The sequence below is a fragment of the Methylopila jiangsuensis genome, assembly GCF_027922305.1.
Classification (GTDB): Bacteria; Pseudomonadota; Alphaproteobacteria; order Rhizobiales; family Methylopilaceae; genus Methylopila; species Methylopila jiangsuensis.
The window spans coordinates 473,183-497,137 of record NZ_BSFK01000016.1; the positions used below are offsets into that span (position 1 = coordinate 473,183).

Sequence of the window (23,955 nt, forward strand, 5' to 3'; positions counted from 1 at the left end):
CGGCGGCTCAGGCGCTGTGGTCGCGGATGCCGTAGAAGATCAGCACGCCGATCGCCCAGGCGATGGCCGAGCAGAGCGCCACCAGCAGCACGCTGGAGATGCGCGACGGATAGAGCGAGCCCTGCGGGACCGTCGGCTCCACGAAGGTGGCGAGGTAGCGCCCCTGCCGTTCCGAGCGCACGCGGGCGTTCTCCACCGCGGTCAGCGCCGCCTCGTAGGCCTTCTGGGCGAAGTCGCGCTCGGTCTCGAGTTGCTCATATTCGGCGAAGGACGAGGACAGCAGCGGCCGTCCCTTGCCCGCCGCGGCCTGCTGCGCCTCGAGCGAACCGACTTTCGCTTTTTCGGCGTCGATACGCTTGCGCAGGGCGTCGATGCGGTTCTTCAGCAGCCGCATCGTCGGCGCGTCCTTGGTCATGAACGCGGAGGTCGATGCGTATTCGGCCTCCTGCTTGGCGAGATCGCCCTCGAGGCCGCTGATGATGGTGAGCTGTGATTCCGCGCTCTTCGAAGGATCGACAGAGCCCTCGCGATCCCGATAATCCTGAATCGCCTTGCGGGCGAACTTCAGCCGGAGCTCCGTGCGCGACAGCTCCTGCTTGGTGTTGAAGATCGCGTCCTCGCGCGCGCGCTCGGACAGCTTGTTCACGAGGTTCTCGCTCTCGCGCACGGTCTCGCGGGCGATCTTTAGCGCGTCGTCGGGGGTGAAGGCGCGCACGTTGAAGCTGATGATGCCGGAGATCGGCTCGTAATAGACGTAGGACACCGCGTTCCAGAATTTGGTCAGGTGCTCGGTGGTGTCCTGTTCGTAGGGCCGGTAGCGCGCCAGGAAGTCGGCGCCGTCTCGGGTGTAGGCGGCGCGCAGGTCCACCGAGTTCTGCAGCTTCTCCACCAGCTGCCGGCTTTCGATGAACTGCTGCACGATGTAGCTGTCGGACACGACCGCCATGGGCGAGTTCAGGCCGGCGAGCTGGGATACGCCGCCCAGCGTGCTGGACGAGGCTTCTTCCGCGCCGCGAATGGCGAACTTGGCCTCGACCACATATTGCGGCGCGGCGATGAAGCCGTAGTAGAGCGACGCGAGCGCGGTCGGCAGGCCGATGGCGAGCATGGCCGACACCTTGACCAGGCTTTTCTTGGCCCTGGTGGCGGCGGGCCGCGGCTCGGGCTTTGGCGCGCCGGCCTGATCGCCCTTGGGGGTCGGCCGCATGCGCCTCGGCAGCGGCACGATCTTGTTCGGCGTCGGCTCCTCCGCCGGGGCGGAGGGAGCGGGAGCCTGGGCCGCGCGGCGGCCCCGGACCGGGACGGGCGCCGCGGCGGCCGGCGCAGGCGACGTCACGTTCGGCTCCGCCGCTGCGGGGTAAGCCTGCGGGGCCTTGTCCGACAGCGCCTGCAGAACCGTCCGCGCGCGGGCGCCGAGCCGGGCGGCGGAGCCGCCGCTGATCGCATTTTCCGTCATCTACGCTTCGCGCCCCCGTTGGGAACCAGCCTGGAATACGCCTCCGACGCCGCCTCGAAGGTATCATAAAACGTCAGGGCGCCGCGATGCAGAACGAGGCCTGCGTCACAGTACCCCGCCACGAAGGCCGGATCCCGTGTCGCCCAGATCACGGACGCCTGATTGAACCGCGCCTGAATGGTTTCGTCCACCAGCACGCCGGTGTCCGGAGGCGCGGGAGGAAGAAGGTCGTCCACGAAGTACCAGTCGAATTGCACGGAAAGCGTTAACCCCAGCATCAGATAACGCCGTTCAAGCGGCGTATAGCCCTTGAACGGCTTGAACTTTCCGATCTTGACGCCGCTCAGCTCTGCCGTGATCTCGGCCACCTCGTGGCCGGACACCCCGAACAGGTGTTCAAACATCAGCGCGTTCTGGAGCACGGTGGCGGCGCGCTCCACGAACTGCGGGTAGTTCATCGGCCAGCACCGCTGTCCCGCCGCCCGCACCACGCCCAGATCCGGCGGCTCCAGCGCGCTCAGCAGCCGGATGGCGGTGGACTTGCCGGCGCCCACGGCCCCCAGCAGCGCAATCTTTCGGCCCGCCGGCAGGTCGAGCGTGGCGCCGGCGAGCACGTCGCGGCGCTTGCGTCCCTTGCCGTAGCTTTTCCAGACGCCGTGAAGCTCAATCATGGGCGTCGCTCGACCGGGGTCAGGCGCGCGCCAGAGCCGTGCGGCGGCGGAAGGCGCGCTCGCCGGCGAGGCCCAGCAGCAGAAACGCCACCGTCAGCGTGAAGACGTATTCCAGATCGCGGTTCATGCATTCGTAGCCATGGTAGAAGCCTTCGCGGAACCATTCGATAAAGTGGACGAGGGGGTTCCAGGAGATGAAGTCGCGGAAGGCGGGAGGCATCCGGTCCAGCACCGTGGCGAAGCCGGACGTGAAGAACATCGCCATGAAGATGATGCTGCGGAAATGCAGCATGAACGGGGCCACCGTCGCCACCAGCGCGAACATCAGTCCGAACGACAGCGAGAACACCGCCAGACACGCATAGGTGACGATGCAGGACAGCAGGTCCATGGGAGCGGCGTCGAAGCCGAAAACGCCAAGGATGCTCAGAATGATCACGGCCACGACAGCGCCGGTGATCGAATCCATGATCCAGACCGCGAACACCTGATCCATCCGGCCAAACAGCGGGAAACCGTTCCGGGACGGCCTGATGACCGCGGTCATCACCGAGTTCGCGGTGGAGCGCCAGGTGCGGGCCAGAACCACGCCGGTGGTGAAGAACACCTCGTAGCTGGTGCCGATCGGCGGCTGGTTCGAGCCGTGCGCAAGCCCGAACTTGAGAATGAACACCCAGGCCAGCGGCTCGATGATCGCCCAGGCGTAGCCCACCCGGGACCCGCGGTACCGCGTGCGGAACCGGCGCATGATCAGCGACTTGACCGCGCGGAACTGCAGGGCTGCGGATTTGGCGATGCTCATGGGCGACCTTCTGCTGCGGCGCCGAACGCCGGCGCGCTAACCACAACGCCGTGATGACGGCGACACGATGGCGCCGCGCTTGCGGCGGCTCAGGCGGCCGGGGCCGGCTGGCGCGCGTCGAGCGCCTCGGTCACCGCCGTGCGGATCTGCGCCAGCGAGAACGGCTTCGTCACCACGTCGTGGATCAGCGCCTCCAGCCCTTCGGCGCGTTCGCGCTGGTCGGCGTAGCCGGTCATCAGCAGGATGGTGGTGTCCGGATGGTCGCGGGCGGCGGCGAGCGCCAGCGCGATGCCGTCCATCATCGGCATGCGGATGTCGGTGAGCAGCAGGTCGAACGGCTCCATCGCCAGCCCGAGCTTGTCCAGCGCGTCGGCGCCGTCGAAGGCCTGGGTGACGGCGTGGCCGTCCATCTCCAGCGCGCGCTGCACGAAGCCGCGCACGGCCTCCTCGTCATCGGTGAGCAGAATGCGAGCCATGGGCGTCGGGCCTCCTCACGGGCGGTCCTCGGGAGCGTCGACCTCGACGACGCCCACGAAGGGAAGCTGGCGGTAGGCGTGGGCCACGTCCATGCCATAGCCCACCACGAACAGATCCGGACAGACGAAGCCGACGAAATCGGCGGTCACCGACACGGCGCGCTTGCCGGGCTTCTCCAGCAGCACGCAGGTCAGCACCCGCCGGGCGCCGCGCGCCGCCATGAGGTCCTTGGCGTAGGCGAGCGTGCGGCCGGATTCGAGGATGTCGTCGATCAGGAGGACGTCGCGGCCGGCGACCTCGCTCTCGATGTCGTGCACGATCCGCACCGTCCCCGAGGAGACCGTGCCGTCCAGATAGCTCGACAGCGACAGGAACTCGATCTCGGGCGCGAGCCCGGCCTCGTGCAGCGCCCGGATCAGGTCGGCTGCGAACACGAAGCTGCCCTTGAGCACCACGATCGCCAGCAGGCGCTCCGGCGCGCTCGCGGCGATCTCGGACGCGAGCCCGCCGTTGCGGCGGGCGATCGTCTCGGCGTCGTAGAGCACGGTCAGACGGCGTTCCATCTCGTCTCCTTCAGGCTCCGTCTTCGCCATGCGGCAGATCGGAGGAATTCAGAAAGCGCACCGCGATCCGCCGACCCTCCGCCGGAGGCGAGGCGAGGCGCGCGCGGAAGGCGGCGGTCTCGCCCTTCGCGAGCTGGGTGCGCCCGGCGACCGTGGTCCAGGCGTAAAGCTCCCGGCCGTCGCCCGCCAGCACCGCGAGCCGCAGACGCGGCACCTCGACGGCGCGGCCCGCCACGTTTCCGATCTCGCCGGAGACCATGAGCATGGGGACGCCGCTCTCCATTTCCTCCACCGAGGTCACGCGCGCGATTTCAAGTCCGCGCACGTTCACCGGCAGCCCGATGCGGGCGTAGAGCGAGGCCATGCCCGGCGCCGCCCGCGTGATGTCGTTCCGGCCGCCGATCAGCAGCGTCAGCGCGCACAGCCCGAGAGCGGCGAGCGCCGTGCCCGGGGAGAGGCGCCAGCCTGCGCGATCCACGCGCGGCCTGCGCTTCGACGCGCGGGCGGGGACGAGCGCCTCCGCCTCCTGCGGGTCCCGGCGTTCCTGGCTCCGCTCTTCGGCATGGGCGTCGATCACGTCGTCGTCGATCGGCTGTATCGCCTCGGCGGGCGCCTCCGCGACGGTCTCTCCCGACCCTTGGGCGTACCATTCGGTCTTGCAGCGGGCGCACCGCACCGGCCGCCCCGCGCCGAGCGCGGCGGGCGCCAGTCTGTAGGTCGCGGCGCAGTTTGGGCAGACGATCAGCATCGAAGCCTGTATGAGACCGGTCGAATCGTTCGCGGCGCATGGGCCGCCCGTGAACAGGCGAGCGAACCGGACGCGCCGTCCACGACCTCGCCACTTTATCGTTAATGGATCGTTAAAAGATACGGCCCGACAACGGTCCTCAGCCGCAGACAGCGCCCCCGCGAACCAACGGACGACCACGCCGCCATGCTCCGCTTCGAGAACGTCGGTCTGCGCTACGGGCTTGGGCCCGAAGTGCTGCGCGACCTGACGTTCCAGATCGCGCCGAACTCGTTCCAGTTTCTCACCGGCCCCTCGGGCGCCGGCAAGACCACGCTGCTGCGCCTGCTGTTTCTGGCGCTGAAGCCCACCCGCGGCCTGATCACCGTGTTCGACCGCGACATGGCGACCCTGCCGAAGCGGGACCTGCCGTCGCTGCGCCGCCGCATCGGGGTCGTGTTCCAGGACTTCCGGCTGCTGGACCATATGACGACCTACGACAACGTGGCGCTGCCGCTCAGGGTCGCGGGCCGGGACGAGGCCTCCTACCGCGCCGAGGTGGTGGAGCTGCTCGGCTGGGTCGGGCTCGGCGACCGGCTGGACGCGCTCCCCCCCGTGCTGTCCGGCGGCGAGAAGCAGCGCGCCGCCATCGCCCGCGCGCTGGTGGCCCGGCCCGAGCTGCTGCTCGCCGACGAGCCCACCGGCAACGTCGATCCTCAGCTCGCGCGCCGCATCCTCCGGCTGTTCGTGGAGCTGCACAAATCCGGCACCTCGGTGGTGATCGCCACCCACGACATCGCCCTGATGGACCTCTATGACGCCCGCCGCCTCGTGCTGCACGACGGCCGGCTGCACGTGTACGAATGACCGCTCGCCCTCAGATCTCCACGGATGCGCCCGCCCGGTCCCGCCGGCCGGGGCCGATCGTGCCCGCCTCATCGGTGTCCGGGCACACGCTGGTGATGGTGATCGCCATCATGACCTATCTCGCCGGCCTCACCGTCGGCGCGGTCGATCTGGTGCGCGCCACCGCAGCCGAATGGGAGCGGGACGTGGTGCGGGAGACCACGATCCAGATCCGCCCGGCGGAGGGCCGCAACCTCGACGCCGTGGCCGAGAAGGCGAGCCAGCTCGCGCGCGAGACCCGCGGCGTGGTGGAGGTGCGGCCCTACAGCGACGCGGAGACCGCCCGGCTGCTGGAGCCCTGGCTCGGCTCGGGCCTGTCGCTCGCGGAGCTGCCCATCCCGCGGCTGATCGTGGTGCGCCTGTCCGAGGACGAGCCGTTCGACCAGGCCGGGCTGAAGGCGAAGCTGGAAGCGGAGGCGGAGGGCGCCACGCTCGACGACCACCGCCGCTTCCTCGACCGGCTGGTGGCCATGGCGCGGACGCTGGTGGCGCTCGGGCTCGGCGTTCTGGTTCTCGTGCTGGCCGCGACGGCGCTGTCGGTGGTGTTCGCCACCCGCGGCGCCATGGCCGGCAACCAGGACATCGTGCAGGTGCTGCATTTCGTCGGCGCCCGCGACGGCTATGTGGCGGGCCAGTTCCAGCGCCGCTTCCTCTGGCTTGGCCTGAAAGGCGGCGTCGCCGGCGGCGCCGCGGCCATGGCCACCTTCCTTGTGGCGGAGTTCGCCGCCGAGCAGGGCGTGGGCAGCGCGGCGGTGGACCAGATGGACGCCCTGTTCGGCCGGTTCCAGGTGGGCGCCACCGCCTACGCCGGCGTGCTGATCCTGATCGCGGTGATCGCCGTACTGACGGCGCTCACCTCGCGTCTCACGGTGTTCCGCACCCTGCGGGCGCTCGATTGAGCAGCCCCGTTCCCGCGCGACTTGCCGAACCGTCGGCGAGGACGCATTTTTCCGGCGAAGCGTCACCGGTTTGACCATGGTCGCAGGCTCCGATCTCCACGCGCGTCACGCCGCGCTCTCCCCACGCGCCGCCGTCTGGCGGGCGGTGCGGGCGCTCGCGCTCGCGGCGCTGATCGGCGGCGGTCTGGCGCTCGCGGGCTTCGTGGGCTTCCTCCGTCTGGTCCCCTCGGGCGGCGATCATCTGAACGAGAAGGCGGACGGGATCGTGGCGCTCACCGGCGGGGCCGAGCGGCTGTCGGACGCGCTGCGCCTGCTGGCGGCGGGGAGCGGCAAGCGGCTGCTGATCTCGGGCGTCCACCCCGCCACCACCGAGAACGAGCTGGCCCGGGCGCAGCCCGACTATGCGCCCTGGGCGCGCTGCTGCGTCGATCTCGGGCGCCGGGCGCTCAACACCGCCGGCAACGCGGTGGAGACGAAGCGCTGGGTGGAGCGGCATCAGTTCCGCTCGCTCATCGTGGTCACTTCGGGCTATCACATGCCCCGCACCATGATGGAGCTCGCCCGCGAAATGCCCGACGTCGCCCTGATCCCCCATCCCGTCGTGACCGACCGCCTGCGCGGCGAGCCGTGGTGGCGCGACTGGGCGACGGCGAAGCTGATGGGCGGCGAATATGTGAAATACGTCGCGGCGCTGGTGCGGGTTCGTCTTGCGCCCCGCATGAGCTCCGCCGAGACCGCCACCGCCGGCCGCGGCGCCGACGCGCCGCGCTCCTGACCCGCCGGACGGCCTCACGCGTGATGTCCCATACCGCTCCCCGCGCCGGCGGCGTCGTGTTCTGGCGCTCGGTCGTCTACAATGCGCTGTTCTCGCTCCAGCTCGTGATCCTCGCGCTGGCGTCGCTGCCGATCGTGCTGTTCTTCCCGCGCCGCCATGTGCTGGGCGTCGCCAAGTTCTGGTGCCGCTGCAATCTGGCGCTGCTTAAGCGCGTGGTCGGCATCGGGGTGGAGATCCGCGGCCGGGAGCACATCCCGCAGGACGGGGCGCTGATCGCCGCCAAGCACCAGTCGGCGCTCGAGACCTTCGCCATCGTGCCCTTCGTGCCCGACCCGCTGTTCGTGCTGAAGCGCGAACTGACCTGGGTTCCGTTCTTCGGCTGGTTCCTGATGCGGCTGAAGATGATCGCCATCGACCGCTCCGCCGGCGGCGACGCGCTGGCGCAGATGCTCAGACAGGCGCGGGTCGCGGCCGGAGACGGCCGTCAGATCATCATCTTCCCCGAAGGCACCCGCCGCCCGGTCGGGGTGGAGCCGGCCTACAAGCACGGCGTCACGCATCTTTACGTGAAGCTCGGCCTGCCGGTGACGCCGGTCGCCATCGACACCGGCGTGTTCTGGCCGCGCGGCGGGCTGCGGCGCCGGCAGGGCGTGTCCGTGATCGAGTTCCTGGAGCCGATTCCGCCGGGTCTCCCTCGCGCCGAGTTCGAGCGGCTGCTGCAGGAGCGCATCGAGGGGCGCAGCAACGCTTTGGCCGCCGAGGCCATCGGCGCAGGCCCGGCGACGCGGACGCTTTCGGGAGAATAAGGCGGAACTGTCGGCCGATCGTCGCGTTACGCTCTCAAGTCGTTGCTCGACTTGACAGTTTCCAAGAGCTGGGAGGTATGATGAAGCCTCCACCATGGGACGCGCGATGACTGATTCGGTCACGCCTTCAGCGGTCCTTATCGACCGCCTCGTCAGCCTTGCGGAGCCGGAGCCGGCGCCCGCCGACCAGGGGCTCGCCGCCGTGGCGCGCGAAACCGGCGTCGGCGAGCGCTATCGGGTGTGGCGCGGCCGCTCGGGACGGCGCTACCTCGTGACCGTGATGCCGCTCGGCGAGGCGGTGCGCGTGGAGGAAGCCGTGGTGCTGGTGGTGGCGGTGGATCCCGATGGCGGCCGCCGCATCATCTGGGCCGGCGAATCCGGACATGGGCTGCCGGCGCTCGCCCTGGAGGCGGGCCAGCGGATCGAGGCCCATGTCCATCTGCTGGCCGCAAGCTCGGCGCGGCGTCGCGCGGCCGTGGACGACCTCGAAAGCGCGACCCAGAGCTACTCTTCGGTGCTGACCGCGAGCGCGGCCGCGAGCCACGCCAGCGTCGGGTCGGTGACGCCGAGCCGCTCCAGCTCCCGGGCCGTGTTGAGCACGTAATCCGGGTTGGGCCCGGCGGCGCCCACGCTGCGGCGCACCCGCTCCAGCGTCTCTTCCGGCGGCAGGTCCCCCACATATTGCGGATGATCCCGATCGGCCACATAGGCCAGCGCCTCGACCGCCCGGCCGTCGTCGAGGCGGGCGGGCAGAAGAAGCTCCCGGTAGACATGCGACACCAGCTCGCGCTCGCGCAGATAGGCGAGCGTCTCCGCCGCCCGCACGGCCTCCACGCGGAAGACGAGCCCCTGGCAGGAGCCGCCCTCGTCCAGCCCCAGCACGAGGCCCGGCCGCTCCGGCGTGCCGCGATGGCGATGCGAGGCGATGCAGAGCGAGCGGTGGTAGCCGTCGATCGCGGCCGGAGCCTGCTCGACGATCTCGAAGCCGGGCCGCCACATCAGCGAGCCGTAGGCGAACACCCAGAGATCGACGTCGGTGCGTATCATCGGCGGCGGACGGGCTCCCAGCGGTCCTGCCCGGCGCGACTCAAGCCGCTCGACCGGACGCGCCCAATGTGGTCGATGAGGCCGCGACACCACAAGGCCGAACGGGCGCGGCGCGCCCGCGCAGGCGCCTGTCCGTCCAGCCGCATCAGGAGACGCCCCCATGACCGCCGATACCGCTCCCCGCCGCTGGCCGATCTACGCTCCGACCTTCGCTCTGCTGCTGGCGGCCGCGGGCTGGTCCGCCTTCTGGTGGTACGCGGCCGGACGGGCGGAGCAGGCCGCCGACGCCTTCATGGCGCGCGAAGCGGCCAAGGGCCGGGTCTACGCCTGCGGCGAGCGGACCACCCGCGGCTATCCGTTCCGCATCGAGCTGAACTGCGAGCGGCCCTCGGTCAGCGTCCGCGACGGCGAGGACCACATGACGCTGGAGGCGCCCCGGCTGGCGGCGGTGGCGCAGGTCTACGACCCGCGGCGCATGATCGTGGACCTGACCGGGCCGGTGTCCTTCATGGACGCCCGCGGCCGGCGGGGCGAGGCCGCCTTCCGGACCGCCCAGGCGAGCGGGACCGCCACGCTGGACGGCCGGCTGGAACGGGCCTCCGCCGTGATCGCCGATCCGCGCCTGACCCTCGACGGGACCGAGCAGATGGCCGGCGCCCGGTTCGAGGCGCATCTGCGCCGGACGCCGGACGCCGGGCAGGGCGCCTATGACGTGGCGCTGGCGCTCGACGCGGCGACCTCGCCCTGGCTCGGCCTGCTGCCGGTGGGCGAGGGGCCCGCGACGCTGGAGCTGCAGGCGAGCGTGACGCAGGCGGGCGAGCTGCGCCCGGCGCCGCTGGAGGAGCGGCTGCGCGCCTTCCAGGCCGCGGACGGCCGGGTGCGGATCGACGTGGCCCGCCTGATCCGCGGCGACGTGGAGGCGCGGATCGACGGCGATCTCGGCCTCGACGTGGACGGCCGTCCCGACGGACGGCTGACGCTGACCGCCCGCGGCCTCGACGAGATCATCGGCGCGTTCGCAGGCGGCGCCGGCGGCCGGAAGAACGATCTTCTGTCCTCGCTGCTGGGCGCCGGCGCGCAGATGCTGGGCAAGCCTGCCAAGATCGACGACAAGCCGGCGACGTCCTACGACCTCACGCTGGACCGGGGGCGGGTCGAGCTCGGTCCGATCCGCCTCTACCGCCTGCCGCCGCTGTACTGAACGGCGCGTGGGGGGGCCGCCCTCAGAAGCCGAAGGCGGCCTCCAGCGGCCCCTTGGGCAGCGGCACCAGGAACCAGATCTCGAACATGGCGAAGCTGATCCCGGCCACGCCGAGCGCCACCGCGAGCGCCTTCCACAGCGGGAACTTGCCGACCACGAGCATGAAGGCGGCGATGTAGATCGCCGAGGACACGTAGATGCCGATCCACGAGATGGCGAAGACGAACGCCACCGCCGGCGCGAAGATCGCGCACATGCGCAGGAAGCCCGGCACGCTGGTCATGGGCTTGGCCTCCTCGCCCTCGGGCTGCGGCAGCGCCCGGGCGAGGTTGATCAGGCTCGCGATTCCCATGGTCACCGCGATGTAGAACGGGAAGTAGCCCGGCGCGGGGCCCTCGTTCGGCAGCCAGGCGAAGCCCAGGCGCACGCTGTCCACGATGACGATCGCGCTCGTGGCGAGGAACAGCAGGGCGACGGCGATGTCGGCGGCGCGGAGGCTGACGAGAGGCTTCTCGGCCTCGACGTCGTGGACCTGATCCGGATCGATCGCGCTCATCAGTCAGGCGCTCCTTGAGGGAAGGACGTCTCTCCGGCCGGGGGTTCTCCCCGGCCGGAGCGCGTTCACGCGAAGGCGGCCGCGAGGGCGTCGCCCGATGCTCGCCCGGACCTTACTTGGCCCCGGCGACGAAGCCGGCGCCGGTCATCAGCTCGCGATGCCTGGCCTCGGCGGCGGTGAGCCAGGCCTCGAACTCGGAGCCGGTCATGGTGGTCTGGTTGAAGGCGCCCTTCTCCATGAACTCCTTCCACTCCGGAGTCTCCATGACCTTCTTCAGCACGCCCTCGTAGTAGGCGACCTGATCCGGGGTGGCGTTCTTGGTGGTGAAGATGCCGCGCAGCATCTGGTACTCGATCGGCAGGCCGGATTCCGCGCAGGTGGGAATGTCGCCCCAGGCCTGGGCCTCGGTCACCTTGGCCGTGTAGGTCGAGCGCGCCTTGTCGAAGATGCAGAGCGGGCGAAGCTGGCCGCCGCGCCACTGGGCCACCGCCTCGATCGGGTTGTTCACCGACGAGGTGATGTGGCCGCCCACGAGCTGCACCGCGACCTTGCCGCCGCCGTCGTAGGGCACGTAGGTGAACTTCTTGCCGCCGGTCTCCTTCTCGATCGCGACGGTGATGATCTGGTCTTCTTGCTTGGAGCCGGTGCCGCCCATCTTGAAGGCCCGGTCCTCGCCTGCCTTCACGGCGGAGATGTAGTCGCCGGCGGTCTTGTAGGGCTCGCTGGCGTTCACCCACAGGATGAACTGGTCGAGCGCCATCATCTTCACCGGCTTCATGTCCTTCCAGTTGAAGGGCGTGCCGGTGCCGAGCGGGGTGGTGAACAGGTTCGACAGCGTGATGACGATCTTGTGCGGATCGTTCGCGCTGGCCTTCATCTCCAGGAAGCCCTCGGCGCCCGCGCCGCCGCCCTTGTTCACCACGATCAGGGGCTTCGACATCAGCTCGTGCTTCTGGATCACGCCCTGGATGAAGCGCGCCATCTGGTCCGCGCCGCCGCCGGTGCCGGCGGGGATGATCAGCGTGACGGGCTTGGTGGGCTCCCAGGCGAGGGCCGGGGCGGAGGCGAGGACGCCGAGGCCGGCCGCGAGGCCGAGGCGCTTGGCGATCGTCTTCCACGACTTCATGCGCATGACGACTTCTCCCATGACGAGCCGCTTTGGCCGCGGCCTCTTGAACGCGAAGGAACGAGCGAAGGGCGGGGCGCGCGCCGCGCGCCCCCGAAACTCAGGCGGCCGCGGGGCGGGATCTGCCGAAGCGGTTCATCAGCCCCTGCGCCAGCGGCCAGAAGGCCAGGATGACGCCGAGCGTCATGATCGAGCCCGACAGCCAGTTGGACCAGAACACGGTCACGTCGCCCTGGCTGACCAGCATGGCCTGGCGGAACGAGCTCTCGGCCTGATCGCCCAGCACCAGCGCCAGCACCAGCGGCGGCAGCGGATAGCCGAGCTTGGAGAACAGGTAGCCCATGACGCCGAACGCCAGCATCATCCACACGTCGAACATGGAGTTGTTCACGGTGTAGGCGCCGATGGCGCAGATCACCACGATCACCGGGGCCACGATCGAGAACGGCACCCTGAGGATGGCGGCGAACAGCGGCACGCAGGTCAGCACCATGATCAGGCCGACCACGTTGCCGAGATACATGGACGCGATCAGGCCCCAGACGAACTCCTTCTGCTCCACGAACAGCAGCGGGCCGGGCTGGAGGCCCCAGATCAGCAGGCCGCCCAGCAGCACCGCCGCGGTGGGCGAGCCCGGAATGCCGAGCGTCAGCATGGGCAGCAGCGCCGAGGTGCCGGCGGCGTGGGCCGCGGTTTCGGGCGCCACCACGCCCTCGAGCTCGCCCTTGCCGAAGTTGTGGCCGCGCTTCGAGAACCGTTTGGCGAGGCCGTAGCCCATGAAGGAGGCGGGCGTGGCGCCGCCCGGCGTGATGCCCATCCAGCAGCCGACGATGCAGCTTCGGATGAAGGTGCCGAACATGCGCGGCAGCTGCTTCCAGGTGCGGATGACCGCGTCCATGCGCAGCTTGGCGTCGGCGCCGGAGAACTTCAGCCCGTCCTCCATGGAGGTCAGGATCTCGCCGATGCCGAACAGGCCGATGACCGCCACCAGGAACTTGAAGCCGTTCAGCAGCTCGTCATAGCCGAAGGTCATGCGCAGCGAGCCGGTGACGCCGTCGAGGCCGACGGAGGCGAGCGCGAAGCCGAGGCACATGGAGGCGAGCGTTTTCCAGGGCGTGCCCCTCCCCATGCCGAGGAAGCTGGCGAAGGTCAGGAACTGGACCGCGAAGAACTCCGCCGGGCCGAACTTGAGCGCGAACTTGGCGACCGCCGGCGCCAGGAAGGTGATGAGCGCCACGGCGAAGATCGCGCCCACGAAGGACGAGGTGAAGGCGCCCACAAGCGCCTCGTCGGCCCGGCCCCTCTGGGCCATGGGATGGCCGTCGAAGGTGGTGGCCACCGACCACGGCTCGCCCGGGATGTTGAACAGGATGGCGGTGATCGCCCCGCCGAACAGCGCTCCCCAGTAGATGCTGGTGAGCATGATGATCGCCGAGGTCGGGTTCATCGAGAAGGTCAGCGGCAGCAGGATCGCGACGCCGTTGGCGCCGCCCAGTCCCGGCAGCACGCCGATGACCACGCCAAGCGTGATGCCGAGAACCATCAGCGCCACGTTGTACCAGGTCAACGCGTGGCCGAATCCCTCGGCGAGCGCGCTCAACTCCTCCATGCCGTCCTCCCCCGAACCCCGAACGTCGACCCCGGTTCAGGCGGATGGGCCTGCCCCGTCGTCACGGTTCAGGAGAGCTAAACGTGGCCCCACATGGCATGCAATATTCCATTAGGATAAGCTCTAGGCTAATATTCGAAGTGATTAGACGCCGTTTGTGACAGGTAATGACAGGCCCCGTGGTATTCCTCATTCAAAGACGGGCGCGGGGCGGGACATGGCGCAGGACGGACTGGAGCTGCAACCGATCGACGGGCTTCAGAGCCTGAAGGCGCGCACCTATGACGCGCTGAAGGCTGCGATCTCGGAGATGAACATCTACGACGCCGCGGCGCCGCTGAAGCTGGACGAGCGGGCGCTGGCCGCGAGCTTCGGCGTCAGCCGCACCCCCTTGCGCGAGGCGCTGGCCCAGCTGGAGCAGGAGGGGCTGGTGCGCACCGAGCCCCGGCGCGGCGTGTTCATCGTGCGGCGCTCCAAGGCGGAGATCCTCGAGGCCATCACCGTCTGGGCCGCGCTGGAGAGCATGGCGGCGCGGCTCGCCACCGAGGTCGCCACCGACGCGGAGATCGCCAGCCTGCACGAGCTGACGGACGTGTTCTCCGGCGACGACGTGACCGCGCACATGGGCGAATATTCCGACGCCAACATCCGGTTTCACGCCGCCATCATCCGCCTGTCGCGCTGCCGGCTGATCGCCGACATCGCCAACGGCCTGTTCCTGCACGTGCGCGCCATCCGCCGCCGCACCATCGTGGAGGCGGACCGGGCCCAGCGCTCGATCATGGACCACAAGGAGATCGTGGCCGCGCTCGAGGCCCGCAACGCCGAGCGCGCCGAGCGGCTGGTGCGGGAGCACACGCTGAAGCTCCGCGACCATGTGGAGCGCTACGTCACCATCGACTGAGCGCCTCCCGCGGCGGCCGGTTCTCCCGGGGACGAAAAAATGCTACCGGCCGCGCGAGCCCCTGAGGCCCCGCACGATCCGAAAGCCGATCCGATGACCGAACGCCCCGTCGCCCGCGCGCTGCTCTCCGTCTCCGACAAGACCGGGCTGATCGAATTCGCCCGCGCGCTGCACGAGCGGGGCGTGGCGCTGGTGTCCACCGGCGGCACCTCGAAGGCCATCGCCGAGGCCGGGCTGCCGGTCCGGGACGTCTCCGACCTCACCGGCTTTCCCGAGATGATGGACGGCCGCGTCAAGACGCTGCATCCGAACGTCCATGGCGGCCTGCTCGCCATCCGCGGCGACGCGGGTCACGAGGCCTCCATGGCCGAGCACGGCATCCTGCCCATCGACCTGCTGGTGGTGAACCTCTACCCGTTCGAGGCCGCGCTCGCCCGCAACGCGGACTACGACGACATGGTCGAGAACATCGACATCGGCGGTCCGGCCATGATCCGCGGCGCCTCCAAGAACCACGCCCATGTGGCGGTGGTGGTGGACGTGGCCGACTACGCCGCGGTGCTGGCGGACATGGACGCCCATGCGGGCGCCACCTCGCTCGCCTTCCGCACGCGCCTCGCCGCCAAGGCCTTCTCCCGCACCGCCGCCTATGACGCGGCGATCGGGACCTGGCTTTCGGCGCACGCCGGCGAGACGGCGCCGGCGTTCCGGGCGCTGGGCGGCGCGCTGGCGCAGGGCCTGCGCTACGGCGAGAACCCGCACCAGCAGGCCGCCTTCTACCGCACGGCCGACAGCCGGCCGGGCGTCGCCACCGCCACCCAGCTCCAGGGCAAGGAGCTGTCCTACAACAACCTCAACGACACCGACGCGGCCTATGAGCTGGTGGGCGAGTTCGACCCCGCCCGCACCGCCGCCTGCGTGATCGTCAAGCACGCCAACCCCTGCGGCGTGGCGGAAGGCGGCTCGCTGAAGGAGGCGTACGAGCGGGCGCTGGCCTGCGATCCCGTGTCCGCCTTCGGCGGCATCGTGGCGCTGAACCGCACCCTCGACGCGGAGGCCGCGGCCGAGATCGTGAAGATCTTCACCGAGGTGATCATCGCGCCCGACGCCACCGACGAGGCCCGCGCCATCGTGGCGGCGAAGAAGAACCTGCGCCTGCTGGTGGCCGGCGCGCTGCCCGATCCGCGCGCGCCCGGCCTGTCCGTCAAGACCATCGCCGGCGGCTTCCTGGCCCAGACCCGCGACAGCGCCGTGGTCGACGACCTGGAGCTTCAGGTGGTGACCAGGCGCGCGCCCACGGAAGCCGAGCTCGCCGACCTGCGCTTCGCCTTCCGGGTGGCGAAGCATGTGAAGTCCAACGCCATCGTCTACGCCCGCGACGGCGCCACGGTCGGCGTCGGCGCCGGCCAGATGAGCCGGGTGGACTCGGCCCGCATCGCCGCCCGCAAGGCCGTGGACGCCGCCGAGGCCGCAGGCGCCGCCGAGCCGCTGACCCGGGGCGCGGTGGTGGCCTCCGACGCCTTCTTCCCCTTCGCGGACGGGCTTGACGCCGCGATCGAGGCCGGCGCCACCGCGGTGATCCAGCCCGGCGGCTCCATGCGCGACGCCGAGGTGATCGCCCGCGCCGACGAGGCCGGGCTCGCCATGGCCTTCACCGGCGTGCGGCATTTCCGCCACTGAGGCGGGGCCGCGGCGCGCCGTTCACGCCGAGTTCAACATTCGGGTTTGTCCGGACCTGACTTCGCCACGATCGTCATGCTAAAGGCTGAGCCATAGGGGGATACCTCTCACTGCTCCGGCCTTCGCATCCGCATCGAGGTTGTTCGACCGATGACGCCTGTGGTCACTCTGCTCCGCGCCGGCCTGCTGGCCGGCTTCGCGCTCATCGGCGTCGCCACCGGCGTCGCTGAACCCGCCAAGATCTCCTGCCGGGTCGCCGACAACCTGCTCGCCATGCAGGGTCGGCTCGACCGCGCCACCCTGAGCCTGAAGGGCGAGGACGCCTTCCGGGTGCTGGTGATCGGCTCGTCCTCCACCGCCGGCGTCGGCGCCACCGCGCCGGACAAGGCCTACACCGAGCGGCTGGAGCAGGATCTGTCCCGCCGCCTCGCCGGCGTCCCCGTGGAGGTGATCGCCCGGGGGATCGGCGGCGAGACCGCCGCGGGCGCGGAAAGCCGCATGGCGCGGGAGATCGCGGCGGCGAAGCCCGATCTGGTGGTCTGGCAGATCGGCACCAACGACGCCGCCCGCCGCATCGCCGTGGACGTCTTCCGGGAGACCACGCTGAAGGGGCTCGCCCAGATCGCCAAGGCCGGCGTGGACGTGGCGCTGCTCGACCCCCAGTTCGTGCCCCAGGACGAGGCGGCCTACGCGCCTTATCTGGCCGCCATCGAGCAGGTCTCGGCCGCGGCGGGGGCGCCGGTCGTCCACCGCTACGCCGCCATGCGGGCGCTGACCCAGGCCGGCGGCGCCGACATGCTGTCCCGGGACCGGCTGCACATGAACGACATCGGCCACGCCTGCGTCGGCTCGCTCCTCGCCGAGGCGCTGGGCCGCAAGCTCGCGCCGCTGCCGGCGGTGGCGGAAGCGACCAAGAGGTCCTGACCCCGGCGGAAAGCCGCGCTTCCCCCCGAACGGAGGGCGGTCCATCCTGCCGCCCATCCGCTCGCCAGGAGACGCCGCGCGCCATGCTGATCACCACCACCCCCACCGTCGAAGGCCGGCGCATCGTCGAGTATCACGGCCTCGTCTCCGGCGAGGCCATTCTTGGCGCCAACATCTTCCGCGACCTGTTCGCGGCGGTGCGGGACATCGTGGGCGGCCGCTCGGGCGCTTACGAGAAGGAGCTCAAGAACGCCCGCGACATCGCGCTGGAGGAGATGACCGCGGAGGCCCGCGCCCGCGGCGCAAACGCCGTGATCGGCGTCGATCTCGACTACGAGACGGTGGGGCGCGAGGCCTCCATGCTCATGGTCACCGCCGCCGGCACCGCGGTCACGCTGGGCTGAGGCGCCCGGTCAGCGGGGCGCGGGGGCTTCCGGCTCCCGCACCAGCGTCAGCAGCGCGCCTCCGCCGAGGAAGAAGCCCATCAGCACCGCCACGCCGACCCGCTGGCTGTCGGTGAGCGCGGTCACGATCGCGACCGCGGTCGGTCCGAGGAAGGACGTCACCTTTCCCGACAGGGCGAACAGGCCGAAGCTCTGGGTCAGCTTGCCCGGAGGCGCGAGCCGCACCAGCAGCGTGCGCGAGGCCGACTGCAGCGGCCCCGCCGCCGCCCCCAGCACCAGCGCCACCGCGATGAACAGCCGCTCCGGCGTGGAGGCGAACAGCGCGTCGTCCACCACCTTGGGGTTCACCGGCACCACGAACAGCACCCGCGCCCGCTCGATCGAGACGATCACCACCGCCGACACCACCAGCAGCACGAGCGAGCCCGCGATCACCCGCTGGGGGCCGATGCGGTCGTCGAGCCAGCCGCCGATCAGCGCGCCCACCACGCCCGCGACGATCACCAGAATGCCGAACACGCCGATCTCGATCGTGCCCCAGCCAAGGGCGCCCGCGCCGTAGATGCCGCCGAAGGCGAACAGGGCGCTGAGGCCGTCCACATAGAGCATGTGGGCGAGCAGGAAGAGCGTGAGGTCGCGGGAGCCTTTCAGCCCCACCAGCGTCCGGCGCAGGTCGCGAAGGCCCGCGCGCACGGCGGCGCCGGCCTTCAGCCCGCCGCGCTGGTCGGGCGCGAACAGGAACAGCGGCGTCACGAACGCCACGTACCACAGCGCCGTCAGCGGCCCGACCGCCCGGTCGCCCTCGAACGTCTTCGGATCGAGGCCGAACAGCGGATCGACCCCGATCAGCGTCTTGCCGTCGCCGGGGTCGGCGGAGAGGAAGCACAGCGCGAACCCGAGCGCCACGAGGCCGCCCACATAGCCCAGCGCCCAGCCGAGCCCGGACAGGCGGCCGAGCGCCTCGGGAGGGGCGAGCGAGGGCATCATGGCGTTGGTGAAGGCGGTGGCGCATTCGGCGCCGATGGTGGCGAGCGCGAAACCCGCAAGCGCGTAGGCCACCGCGTTCGGCGCGTCCGGCGGCGTGAACCAGAGCAGCGAGGCCCCGGCCACGATCAGGGCCGAGAAGACCGCGATCCAGCGCTTGCGCCGGCCGGTGCGGTCGGCGATGGCGCCGAGCGGCGGCGACAGCAGGCCCACCGCGAGCCCGGCGGCGCCCGCGGCGAAGCCCCACATCGCCTGCCCGTCCGCCGGGCTTTCGGCGAGCTGGGCCGCGAAATAGGGCGCGAACACGAAGGTGGCGATCAGCGTGAACACCGGCTGGGTCGCCACGTCGAACAGCGCCCAGCTCCACACCGCCCGCCGGTCGACCGTCTCTCGCCCTGAACTCACAGGCCGCGCCTCGCTCCGGCGCCGCCGCCGGGTTGGTGTCCCGCCGCTGTTTTAGAGCGCGTGAACGCCGGAGGGAACGCCCGCGGCGCCCGGCCCGCCGCGCCGGTCTTTTCCCGTCGCGTCGCGCCGTGGGCCGGCGCCGGCGTCAGTCCGGGCGGCGCGCCCAGGGGCGGGTGCCGGCGGGAATCTCGTGCTGGGTCGTGGCGCCCGTCGGCTGCAGGTAGAACGGCACGTCCGGCCATTTTCCGGCGGCGAGCTGGCGGCGGGTCGGCTCGTTGGCGACCGCGAAGGCGTCGAAGCCGCAGCGGCGCATCAGCGGCATCTGGTCGATCAGCACGTCGCCCACCGCCCGCACCTCGCCGCGATAGCCGTAGCGCTCCCGCAGCAGCCGGGCGGAGGACATGGCGCGGCCGTCGGCGTATTTGGGGAAGTTCAGCGCCACCAGCGCCACCCGGTCCAGATGGGGCGCCAGCTCCTCGATCGCCTCGTTGGGCTCCACCAGCACGCCGAGGGGGGCGTTGCGGGCGGCGAGCGCCTCGCGCTCGGCGAGGAAGCGGGCGAGCGGCAGCAGCGCCGGGCCTTCGGAGACCGCCTCGCCTTCGCCCGCGAGCGCCCATTCGTCCGCCTGGAAGCGGCCGTCGCGCCAGATGGGCAGGTCGGCGGCGGTCTGTTCGGTGGTCATGCGAAGCCTCAGTCGGCCCGGACGGCGCGGAGGCGCCGGTTCGGGAAGGTCATGCTGTCAGGAAAGGGCCGTTTCGACCGGCGTCAAGCCCGAAGGGCCGCGGCTCAGATGCCGCTGCCGTGGCTTTCCGTGGTCATCAGGCCCGGCAGGTGGATGCCGCATTCGGTCTTCTCGCGGCCGCGCCAGCGCCCGGCGCGGGGGTCCTCGCCCGGCTTCACCCGGCTGGTGCAGGGCGCGCAGCCCACCGACAGATAGCCGAACTTCACCAGCGGATGCTCGGGCAGGCCGTGCTCGATCCGGTAGGCCTCGATGTCCTTGGCGGTCCAGTCGGCGAGCGGGTTGACCTTGATGCGCGGGCCGTCCGCCTCGAAGGCGGGCAGGGCGGCGCGCACCGCGTTCTGGAACCGCTTGCGGCCGGAGACCCAGGCCGGGAAGTCCCTCAGCGCGTCGGCCAGCGGCTCCACCTTGCGGATGCGGCAGCAGAGATCGGGGTCGGACTGCCACAGGAAGTTCTCGGGATCGAGCCGCTTCAGCCGCTCGGGCCTCGGCCTGTGGCTGCGCACGTCGGTCAGCCCCAGCCGCGCCACGAGGTCGTCGCGATAGGCGAGCGTCTCCTCGAACAGCTGCTCGGTGTCGATGAAGATCACCGGCGTCGAGGGATCCACCTGCGCCACGAGGTGCAGCAGCACCGAGGAGTCCGCGCCGAAGCTCGACACCATGGCGATCCGGTTGCGGAACAGATGCCGCACCGAGGCGTCGATCAGCTCCAGCGCGGTCTGGCCGCGGTGGCGGCGGTCGAGATGGTCGGCGAGCGAGGTGGCGCGCTCGGCGGCGCGGGCCTGGGCGACCGGCGCGAGCGGGAGTTTAGGCTGCTCCATAGAGCGCCTCCTTGAAGGGTTGCTGCCCGAGGCGGCGCACGGCGGCGAGGAAGGTCTCGTCCGGGCTTTCGCGCAGGCGCAGGTAGGTGTCGACCACGGTCTCCACCGCGTCGACCACCTCTTCGGTCTTGAAGCCGGGGCCGACCAGCGCTCCGACCGAGGCGGTCTCGTCGCCGGAGCCGCCGAGGGTGATCTGGTAGACCTCCTCGCCGCGCTTATCCACGCCGAGCAGGCCGATGTGGCCCACATGGTGGTGGCCGCAGGCGTTGATGCAGCCGGAGATCTTGATCTTCAGCTCGCCGATCTCCTTCTGCCGCTCCGGCGAGCCGAAGCGGGTGGAGAGATCCTGCGCCAGCGGGATCGAGCGGGCGTTGGCGAGGGCGCAGTAGTCGAGGCCGGGGCAGGCGATGATGTCGGTCACGAGCCCGGCGTTGCCGGTGGCGAGCCCTTGCGCCTTCAGCGAGGCGTAGAGCGCCGGCAGGTCGTCCAGAGCCACATGCGGCAGCACCAGGTTCTGTTCGTGGCTGACGCGGATCTCGGACTGGGAGTAGCGCTCGGCGAGATCGGCCACGACCTCCATCTGCCGGTCGGTGGCGTCGCCCGGAATGCCGCCGATCGGCTTCAGCGACACGGTGACCACGCCGTAGCCCGCCGCCTTGTGGGGGGTGACGTTGTTCTCCACGAAGGTCGCGAACTCGCGGCTGTCGGCCTTGGCCGCCTCCAGCGCGCCGGAGCGGGCCGGCTTCTCGGGAAGGTCCGGCGGCGCGAAATAGGCGGCGATGCGCTGGATCTCGCTTTCGGGCAGGCGCAGCAGGTCGGTCTTGCGCACCTCCTCGTATTCGGCCTCGATCTGGCGGGTGATCTCCGCCGCACCGGTCTCGTGGACGAGGATCTTGATGCGCGCCTTGTACTTGTTGTCGCGACGCCCGTGCAGGTTGTAGACCCGCATCACCGCCTCGATGTAGGTGAGCAGCTCCTCCTCGGGCAGGTAGTCGCGCACCTTGTGGGCGATCATGGGGGTGCGGCCCTGGCCGCCGCCCACATAGACCGCAAAGCCCGTCGCGCCGTCCGGCCCGCGCTTCAGCTCCAGCCCGATGTCGTGCAGCTGGATCGCCGCCCGGTCGCTCGGCGCGCCGGTGACCGCGATCTTGAACTTGCGCGGCAGGTACGAGAACTCCGGGTGGATCGACGACCACTGCCGCAGGATTTCGGCGTAGGGGCGCGGATCGGCGATCTCGTCCGCCGCGGCGCCGGCGAAGTGGTCGGTGGTGACGTTGCGGATGCAGTTGCCGCTGGTCTGCAGCGCGTGCATCTCCACCGAGGCCAGTTCGTCGAGGATCGCCGGGATGTCCTTCAGCGCCGGCCAGTTGAACTGGATGTTCTGGCGGGTGGTGAAGTGGCCGTAGCCCTTGTCGTAGACCCGGCCGATGTGGGCGAGCTTGCGCAGCTGGCGCGCCGACAGGGTGCCGTAGGGAATGGCGATCCTGAGCATGTAGGCGTGAAGCTGCAGATAGACGCCGTTCATCAGCCGCAGCGGCTTGAACTGGTCCTCGGTCAGCTCGCCCGACAGGCGGCGCTCCACCTGGTCGCGGAACTGGGCGGTGCGGGCGGCGACGAAGCCGTGGTCGAACTCGTCATAGCGGTACATTGAGACGAACTCCTCAGGCGCCGAGCGGACGGGCGAGGTCCGGACGCACCGTGGGGCCTGCGGCGCGGATCTCCTCGCGCAGGCGCAAGGGGCGCAGGCCGGAGGGGCCGCGCTCCACGTCGATCGGATAGGATTCCACCACCACCCGCGCCGCCTCGGCCGCCTTGCCGGCCTCCACCGCCGCGGCGAGCGTCTCGGGCGTGGCGAGCACGTCGGCCTCGTTGAGCTTCTCGGTCCATCCGCCGCCGGGGGCGAGATAGACCACGAGCCCGTCGTCGAGACGGTTGGCGGTGACGATCTGGGTGGCGGCCTTGGTCTTGGCCGCCGACTTCTGGATGGGCGCGGACATGGGTCTTGAAACGAGCCTTCAGGCGGCGGCGACGGCGGCGCCGGCCGCCTCAGCGAAAGGGATGGCGTCGGCGAGATCGGCCTCCGCGAGCGAAGGGCCGATCAGGATGAGGGCGGGGCCGTCCACGTCGTCGCGCTCGGCGAGGCCGGCGAGATCGCGCAGGCGGCCGGCGAAGACGCGCTCGTCCGCCCGCTCGGCGTTCTCCACCGCGATGGCGGGCGTGTCCGGCGAAAGCCCCGCCTCGAGCAGGCGGCCGGCCACGAGCCCCGCGACCGTGCGGCCCATATAGACGGCGACGGTGGCGCCGGACAGCGCCAGTCCGCCCCAGTCGGGCAGGGTGCGGCCGTCGAGATCGTGCCCCGTGGCGAAGACGAGGCTGGAGGCCACCCGCCGCAGGGTGAGGGGGACGCGCGCCGAGCTGGCCGCGGCCAGCGCCGCGGTGACGCCCGGCACCACCTCGTAGGCGACGCCGGCGGCCTTGAGCGCCGCCATCTCCTCGCCGGCGCGGCCGAAGATCATGGGGTCGCCGCTCTTGAGCCGCACCACGCGGCGACCGGCCCTGGCCTCGCGCACCAGCAGCGCCTCGATTTCGGACTGGGTGGCCTCGTGATGGCCCTTGCGCTTGCCGACGAAGATGCGCTCCGCGTCGCGGCGGCCCATGGCGATCACCTCGGACGGCACCAGCGCGTCGTGCACGATCACGTCCGCCTCCTGCAGCACCCGCTGGGCGCGCAACGTCAGCAGGTCCACGGAGCCGGGTCCGGCGCCCACCAGCCACACGAAGCCGGCGAGGTCCGGTTCGGCCGCGATCTCGCGCATGGCGAGAGACCGGGCGCCGGCGGCGTCGCCGGCGAGCGCGCGGGCGGCCACGGGGCCGTCGAACAGCCGGGCCCAGAAGCGGCGGCGGGCCTCGCCCGCCGGCACGAGCCGGGCGACGGTCTCGCGCAGAGACTCCGCCAGGCTCGCCAGCGCGCCGACCTCCGGCGCGAGCAGCGCCTCGATCCGGGCGCGCACATGACGGGCGAGCACGGGCGCCGCGCCCTCGGTGCCGATGGCGACCGCGAGCGGGGCGCGGTTGACGATGGCGGGGGTGGTGAAGTCGCAGAGCTCCGGCCGGTCCACCACGTTCACGGGGATGCGCGCGGCCCGGGCCGCGTCGGCGATCGCCCGATCCTGGGCCTCGTCCTCGGTCGCGGCGAACACCAGCGTCGCGCCGGAAAGATGGGCGGGAGAGAAGGTTTCGCGCTTCAGCGTCGCCCCGGTCCGGGCGACGTCGGCCGCCAGCTCCTCTTCCGGATGCGCGGCCACCACGACGATGCGGGCGTCGGTTTCGGCCAGCAGGCGCGTCTTGGCGGCCGCGGCCGCGCCGGAGCCGACGACGAGCACGTCGCGCCCGGAGACGCGGAAGAAGGCGGGGAACGATGTGAGGCGCGGCATATGGGATCCCTTGAGCGCGCCGGGACAATGATATTGTAC

General features: G+C 70.9%; 25 protein-coding genes and 1 pseudogene. 10 read left to right on the top strand and 16 right to left on the bottom strand.

Translation table 11 applies throughout. From position 1 onward, the window contains the following. Nucleotides 1-7: 7 nt before the first annotated feature. The 6 genes from PKE85_RS15075 to PKE85_RS15100 all read right to left on the bottom strand — a co-directional run bounded on the left by PKE85_RS15075 (nucleotide 8) and on the right by PKE85_RS15100 (nucleotide 4,717). Nucleotides 8-1,456: a KpsE/RkpR family capsule polysaccharide export protein gene (locus tag PKE85_RS15075; protein WP_271205584.1), complete on the bottom strand. Its 1,449-nt coding sequence runs from the start codon at nucleotides 1,454-1,456 to the stop codon at nucleotides 8-10. Beyond that, a complete protein-coding gene (locus tag PKE85_RS15080) occupies nucleotides 1,453-2,127 on the bottom strand; it encodes an ATP-binding cassette domain-containing protein (protein ID WP_271205585.1) in 675 nt (224 codons plus the stop codon). The genes PKE85_RS15075 and PKE85_RS15080 overlap by 4 nt, the downstream gene beginning before the upstream one ends. Before the next feature lie 19 nt (nucleotides 2,128-2,146). Continuing rightward, a complete protein-coding gene (locus PKE85_RS15085; protein ID WP_271205586.1) occupies nucleotides 2,147-2,929 on the bottom strand; it encodes an ABC transporter permease in 783 nt (260 codons plus the stop codon). Between the two features lie 89 nt (nucleotides 2,930-3,018). Further along, nucleotides 3,019-3,405: a response regulator gene (locus tag PKE85_RS15090; protein ID WP_271205587.1), complete on the bottom strand. Its 387-nt coding sequence runs from the start codon at nucleotides 3,403-3,405 to the stop codon at nucleotides 3,019-3,021. A gap of 15 nt (nucleotides 3,406-3,420) precedes the next feature. Further along, nucleotides 3,421-3,969: a hypoxanthine phosphoribosyltransferase gene (gene hpt / locus PKE85_RS15095; RefSeq protein WP_271205588.1), complete on the bottom strand. Its 549-nt coding sequence runs from the start codon at nucleotides 3,967-3,969 to the stop codon at nucleotides 3,421-3,423. 10 nt (nucleotides 3,970-3,979) lie between these two features. After that, a complete protein-coding gene (locus PKE85_RS15100) occupies nucleotides 3,980-4,717 on the bottom strand; it encodes an MJ0042-type zinc finger domain-containing protein (protein ID WP_271205589.1) in 738 nt (245 codons plus the stop codon). A 186-nt stretch (nucleotides 4,718-4,903) separates the two neighbouring features. On the opposite strand from PKE85_RS15100, the gene ftsE reads away from it, so the two are divergent. The 5 genes from ftsE to PKE85_RS15125 all read left to right on the top strand — a co-directional run bounded on the left by ftsE (nucleotide 4,904) and on the right by PKE85_RS15125 (nucleotide 8,686). After that, on the top strand, nucleotides 4,904-5,563 hold the full coding sequence (gene ftsE / locus PKE85_RS15105; RefSeq protein WP_271205590.1) for a cell division ATP-binding protein FtsE: 660 nt from the start codon (nucleotides 4,904-4,906) through the stop codon (nucleotides 5,561-5,563). After that, nucleotides 5,560-6,501: a cell division protein FtsX gene (locus tag PKE85_RS15110; RefSeq protein WP_271205591.1), complete on the top strand. Its 942-nt coding sequence runs from the start codon at nucleotides 5,560-5,562 to the stop codon at nucleotides 6,499-6,501. Before ftsE ends, PKE85_RS15110 begins: the two co-directional genes overlap by 4 nt. A gap of 76 nt (nucleotides 6,502-6,577) precedes the next feature. Then, a complete protein-coding gene (locus PKE85_RS15115; RefSeq protein ID WP_271206075.1) occupies nucleotides 6,578-7,276 on the top strand; it encodes a YdcF family protein in 699 nt (232 codons plus the stop codon). Nucleotides 7,277-7,299: 23 nt separating this feature from the next. Then, nucleotides 7,300-8,082: a lysophospholipid acyltransferase family protein gene (locus PKE85_RS15120; protein ID WP_271205592.1), complete on the top strand. Its 783-nt coding sequence runs from the start codon at nucleotides 7,300-7,302 to the stop codon at nucleotides 8,080-8,082. A gap of 106 nt (nucleotides 8,083-8,188) precedes the next feature. Next, complete coding sequence (locus PKE85_RS15125; protein WP_271205593.1) at nucleotides 8,189-8,686, top strand: hypothetical protein; 498 nt, start codon at nucleotides 8,189-8,191, stop codon at nucleotides 8,684-8,686. On the opposite strand, the gene PKE85_RS15130 is transcribed toward PKE85_RS15125, so the two are convergent. Further along, nucleotides 8,587-9,129, bottom strand: a complete 543-nt coding sequence (locus PKE85_RS15130; protein WP_271205594.1) for a gamma-glutamylcyclotransferase — start codon at nucleotides 9,127-9,129, stop codon at nucleotides 8,587-8,589. The genes PKE85_RS15125 and PKE85_RS15130 overlap by 100 nt on opposite strands. Nucleotides 9,130-9,289: 160 nt before the next feature. Here PKE85_RS15130 and PKE85_RS15135 point away from each other — a divergent pair, with 160 nt between their 5' ends. Further along, complete coding sequence (locus PKE85_RS15135; protein WP_271205596.1) at nucleotides 9,290-10,330, top strand: DUF2125 domain-containing protein; 1,041 nt, start codon at nucleotides 9,290-9,292, stop codon at nucleotides 10,328-10,330. Between the two features lie 22 nt (nucleotides 10,331-10,352). Here the strand turns inward: PKE85_RS15135 and PKE85_RS15140 are convergent, their stop codons facing one another. The 3 genes from PKE85_RS15140 to PKE85_RS15150 all read right to left on the bottom strand — a co-directional run bounded on the left by PKE85_RS15140 (nucleotide 10,353) and on the right by PKE85_RS15150 (nucleotide 13,621). Continuing rightward, nucleotides 10,353-10,886 (bottom strand): tripartite tricarboxylate transporter TctB family protein, encoded by a 534-nt coding sequence (locus PKE85_RS15140; protein ID WP_271205597.1) that lies wholly within the window; start codon nucleotides 10,884-10,886, stop codon nucleotides 10,353-10,355. A gap of 112 nt (nucleotides 10,887-10,998) precedes the next feature. Continuing rightward, nucleotides 10,999-12,018, bottom strand: coding sequence for a Bug family tripartite tricarboxylate transporter substrate binding protein (locus PKE85_RS15145; RefSeq protein WP_428981363.1), 1,020 nt, complete (start codon nucleotides 12,016-12,018; stop codon nucleotides 10,999-11,001). 94 nt (nucleotides 12,019-12,112) lie between these two features. Beyond that, nucleotides 12,113-13,621, bottom strand: a complete 1,509-nt coding sequence (locus PKE85_RS15150; RefSeq protein WP_271205598.1) for a tripartite tricarboxylate transporter permease — start codon at nucleotides 13,619-13,621, stop codon at nucleotides 12,113-12,115. 217 nt (nucleotides 13,622-13,838) lie between these two features. Between PKE85_RS15150 and PKE85_RS15155 the strand changes: the two genes are divergently transcribed. From PKE85_RS15155 to PKE85_RS15170, 4 genes are all read left to right on the top strand, one after another. After that, entirely contained in the window at nucleotides 13,839-14,525 is a 687-nt protein-coding gene (locus PKE85_RS15155; protein ID WP_271205600.1) for a GntR family transcriptional regulator, read from the top strand. A 93-nt stretch (nucleotides 14,526-14,618) separates the two neighbouring features. Beyond that, a complete protein-coding gene (purH, locus tag PKE85_RS15160; protein WP_271205601.1) occupies nucleotides 14,619-16,205 on the top strand; it encodes a bifunctional phosphoribosylaminoimidazolecarboxamide formyltransferase/IMP cyclohydrolase in 1,587 nt (528 codons plus the stop codon). Between the two features lie 150 nt (nucleotides 16,206-16,355). Then, nucleotides 16,356-17,129: an SGNH/GDSL hydrolase family protein gene (locus PKE85_RS15165; RefSeq protein ID WP_271205603.1), complete on the top strand. Its 774-nt coding sequence runs from the start codon at nucleotides 16,356-16,358 to the stop codon at nucleotides 17,127-17,129. Nucleotides 17,130-17,212: 83 nt separating this feature from the next. Next, nucleotides 17,213-17,533, top strand: a complete 321-nt coding sequence (locus tag PKE85_RS15170) for a heavy metal-binding domain-containing protein (RefSeq protein ID WP_271205604.1) — start codon at nucleotides 17,213-17,215, stop codon at nucleotides 17,531-17,533. A 9-nt stretch (nucleotides 17,534-17,542) separates the two neighbouring features. On the opposite strand, the pseudogene PKE85_RS15175 reads toward PKE85_RS15170, so the two are convergent. The 6 genes and pseudogenes from PKE85_RS15175 to cysG all read right to left on the bottom strand — a co-directional run. After that, nucleotides 17,543-18,934 (bottom strand): annotated as a pseudogene (locus tag PKE85_RS15175) (MFS transporter); the annotation flags it as partial. Between the two features lie 133 nt (nucleotides 18,935-19,067). Beyond that, on the bottom strand, nucleotides 19,068-19,604 hold the full coding sequence (locus PKE85_RS15180; RefSeq protein WP_271205606.1) for a DUF934 domain-containing protein: 537 nt from the start codon (nucleotides 19,602-19,604) through the stop codon (nucleotides 19,068-19,070). A gap of 104 nt (nucleotides 19,605-19,708) precedes the next feature. Further along, nucleotides 19,709-20,482 (bottom strand): phosphoadenylyl-sulfate reductase, encoded by a 774-nt coding sequence (locus PKE85_RS15185; RefSeq protein ID WP_271205607.1) that lies wholly within the window; start codon nucleotides 20,480-20,482, stop codon nucleotides 19,709-19,711. Beyond that, complete coding sequence (locus tag PKE85_RS15190; RefSeq protein WP_271205608.1) at nucleotides 20,469-22,130, bottom strand: nitrite/sulfite reductase; 1,662 nt, start codon at nucleotides 22,128-22,130, stop codon at nucleotides 20,469-20,471. Before PKE85_RS15190 ends, PKE85_RS15185 begins: the two co-directional genes overlap by 14 nt. Nucleotides 22,131-22,143: 13 nt before the next feature. Next, complete coding sequence (locus tag PKE85_RS15195) at nucleotides 22,144-22,479, bottom strand: DUF2849 domain-containing protein (RefSeq protein WP_271205609.1); 336 nt, start codon at nucleotides 22,477-22,479, stop codon at nucleotides 22,144-22,146. 18 nt (nucleotides 22,480-22,497) lie between these two features. After that, complete coding sequence (gene cysG / locus PKE85_RS15200; RefSeq protein WP_271205610.1) at nucleotides 22,498-23,916, bottom strand: siroheme synthase CysG; 1,419 nt, start codon at nucleotides 23,914-23,916, stop codon at nucleotides 22,498-22,500. Between the last annotated feature and the right edge of the window lie 39 nt (nucleotides 23,917-23,955).

Bases quoted from the DNA above. Each gene is read 5' to 3' on its own strand.
- PKE85_RS15135 (WP_271205596.1), top strand. From the start codon at position 9,290: ATGACCGCCGATACCGCTCCCCGCCGCTGGCCGATCTACGCTCCGACC.
- PKE85_RS15100 (WP_271205589.1), bottom strand. From the start codon at position 4,717: ATGCTGATCGTCTGCCCAAACTGCGCCGCGACCTACAGACTGGCGCCC.
- hpt (WP_271205588.1), bottom strand. From the start codon at position 3,969: ATGGAACGCCGTCTGACCGTGCTCTACGACGCCGAGACGATCGCCCGC.
- purH (WP_271205601.1), top strand. From the start codon at position 14,619: ATGACCGAACGCCCCGTCGCCCGCGCGCTGCTCTCCGTCTCCGACAAG.
- PKE85_RS15090 (WP_271205587.1), bottom strand. From the start codon at position 3,405: ATGGCTCGCATTCTGCTCACCGATGACGAGGAGGCCGTGCGCGGCTTC.
- PKE85_RS15180 (WP_271205606.1), bottom strand. From the start codon at position 19,604: ATGACCACCGAACAGACCGCCGCCGACCTGCCCATCTGGCGCGACGGC.
- PKE85_RS15125 (WP_271205593.1), top strand. From the start codon at position 8,189: ATGACTGATTCGGTCACGCCTTCAGCGGTCCTTATCGACCGCCTCGTC.
- PKE85_RS15075 (WP_271205584.1), bottom strand. From the start codon at position 1,456: ATGACGGAAAATGCGATCAGCGGCGGCTCCGCCGCCCGGCTCGGCGCC.
- PKE85_RS15130 (WP_271205594.1), bottom strand. From the start codon at position 9,129: ATGATACGCACCGACGTCGATCTCTGGGTGTTCGCCTACGGCTCGCTG.
- ftsE (WP_271205590.1), top strand. From the start codon at position 4,904: ATGCTCCGCTTCGAGAACGTCGGTCTGCGCTACGGGCTTGGGCCCGAA.
- cysG (WP_271205610.1), bottom strand. From the start codon at position 23,916: ATGCCGCGCCTCACATCGTTCCCCGCCTTCTTCCGCGTCTCCGGGCGC.
- PKE85_RS15165 (WP_271205603.1), top strand. From the start codon at position 16,356: ATGACGCCTGTGGTCACTCTGCTCCGCGCCGGCCTGCTGGCCGGCTTC.
- PKE85_RS15150 (WP_271205598.1), bottom strand. From the start codon at position 13,621: ATGGAGGAGTTGAGCGCGCTCGCCGAGGGATTCGGCCACGCGTTGACC.
- PKE85_RS15155 (WP_271205600.1), top strand. From the start codon at position 13,839: ATGGCGCAGGACGGACTGGAGCTGCAACCGATCGACGGGCTTCAGAGC.
- PKE85_RS15120 (WP_271205592.1), top strand. From the start codon at position 7,300: ATGTCCCATACCGCTCCCCGCGCCGGCGGCGTCGTGTTCTGGCGCTCG.
- PKE85_RS15195 (WP_271205609.1), bottom strand. From the start codon at position 22,479: ATGTCCGCGCCCATCCAGAAGTCGGCGGCCAAGACCAAGGCCGCCACC.
- PKE85_RS15115 (WP_271206075.1), top strand. From the start codon at position 6,578: ATGGTCGCAGGCTCCGATCTCCACGCGCGTCACGCCGCGCTCTCCCCA.
- PKE85_RS15170 (WP_271205604.1), top strand. From the start codon at position 17,213: ATGCTGATCACCACCACCCCCACCGTCGAAGGCCGGCGCATCGTCGAG.
- PKE85_RS15185 (WP_271205607.1), bottom strand. From the start codon at position 20,482: ATGGAGCAGCCTAAACTCCCGCTCGCGCCGGTCGCCCAGGCCCGCGCC.
- PKE85_RS15110 (WP_271205591.1), top strand. From the start codon at position 5,560: ATGACCGCTCGCCCTCAGATCTCCACGGATGCGCCCGCCCGGTCCCGC.
- PKE85_RS15085 (WP_271205586.1), bottom strand. From the start codon at position 2,929: ATGAGCATCGCCAAATCCGCAGCCCTGCAGTTCCGCGCGGTCAAGTCG.
- PKE85_RS15190 (WP_271205608.1), bottom strand. From the start codon at position 22,130: ATGTACCGCTATGACGAGTTCGACCACGGCTTCGTCGCCGCCCGCACC.
- PKE85_RS15080 (WP_271205585.1), bottom strand. From the start codon at position 2,127: ATGATTGAGCTTCACGGCGTCTGGAAAAGCTACGGCAAGGGACGCAAG.
- PKE85_RS15140 (WP_271205597.1), bottom strand. From the start codon at position 10,886: ATGAGCGCGATCGATCCGGATCAGGTCCACGACGTCGAGGCCGAGAAG.
- PKE85_RS15145 (WP_428981363.1), bottom strand. From the start codon at position 12,018: ATGCGCATGAAGTCGTGGAAGACGATCGCCAAGCGCCTCGGCCTCGCG.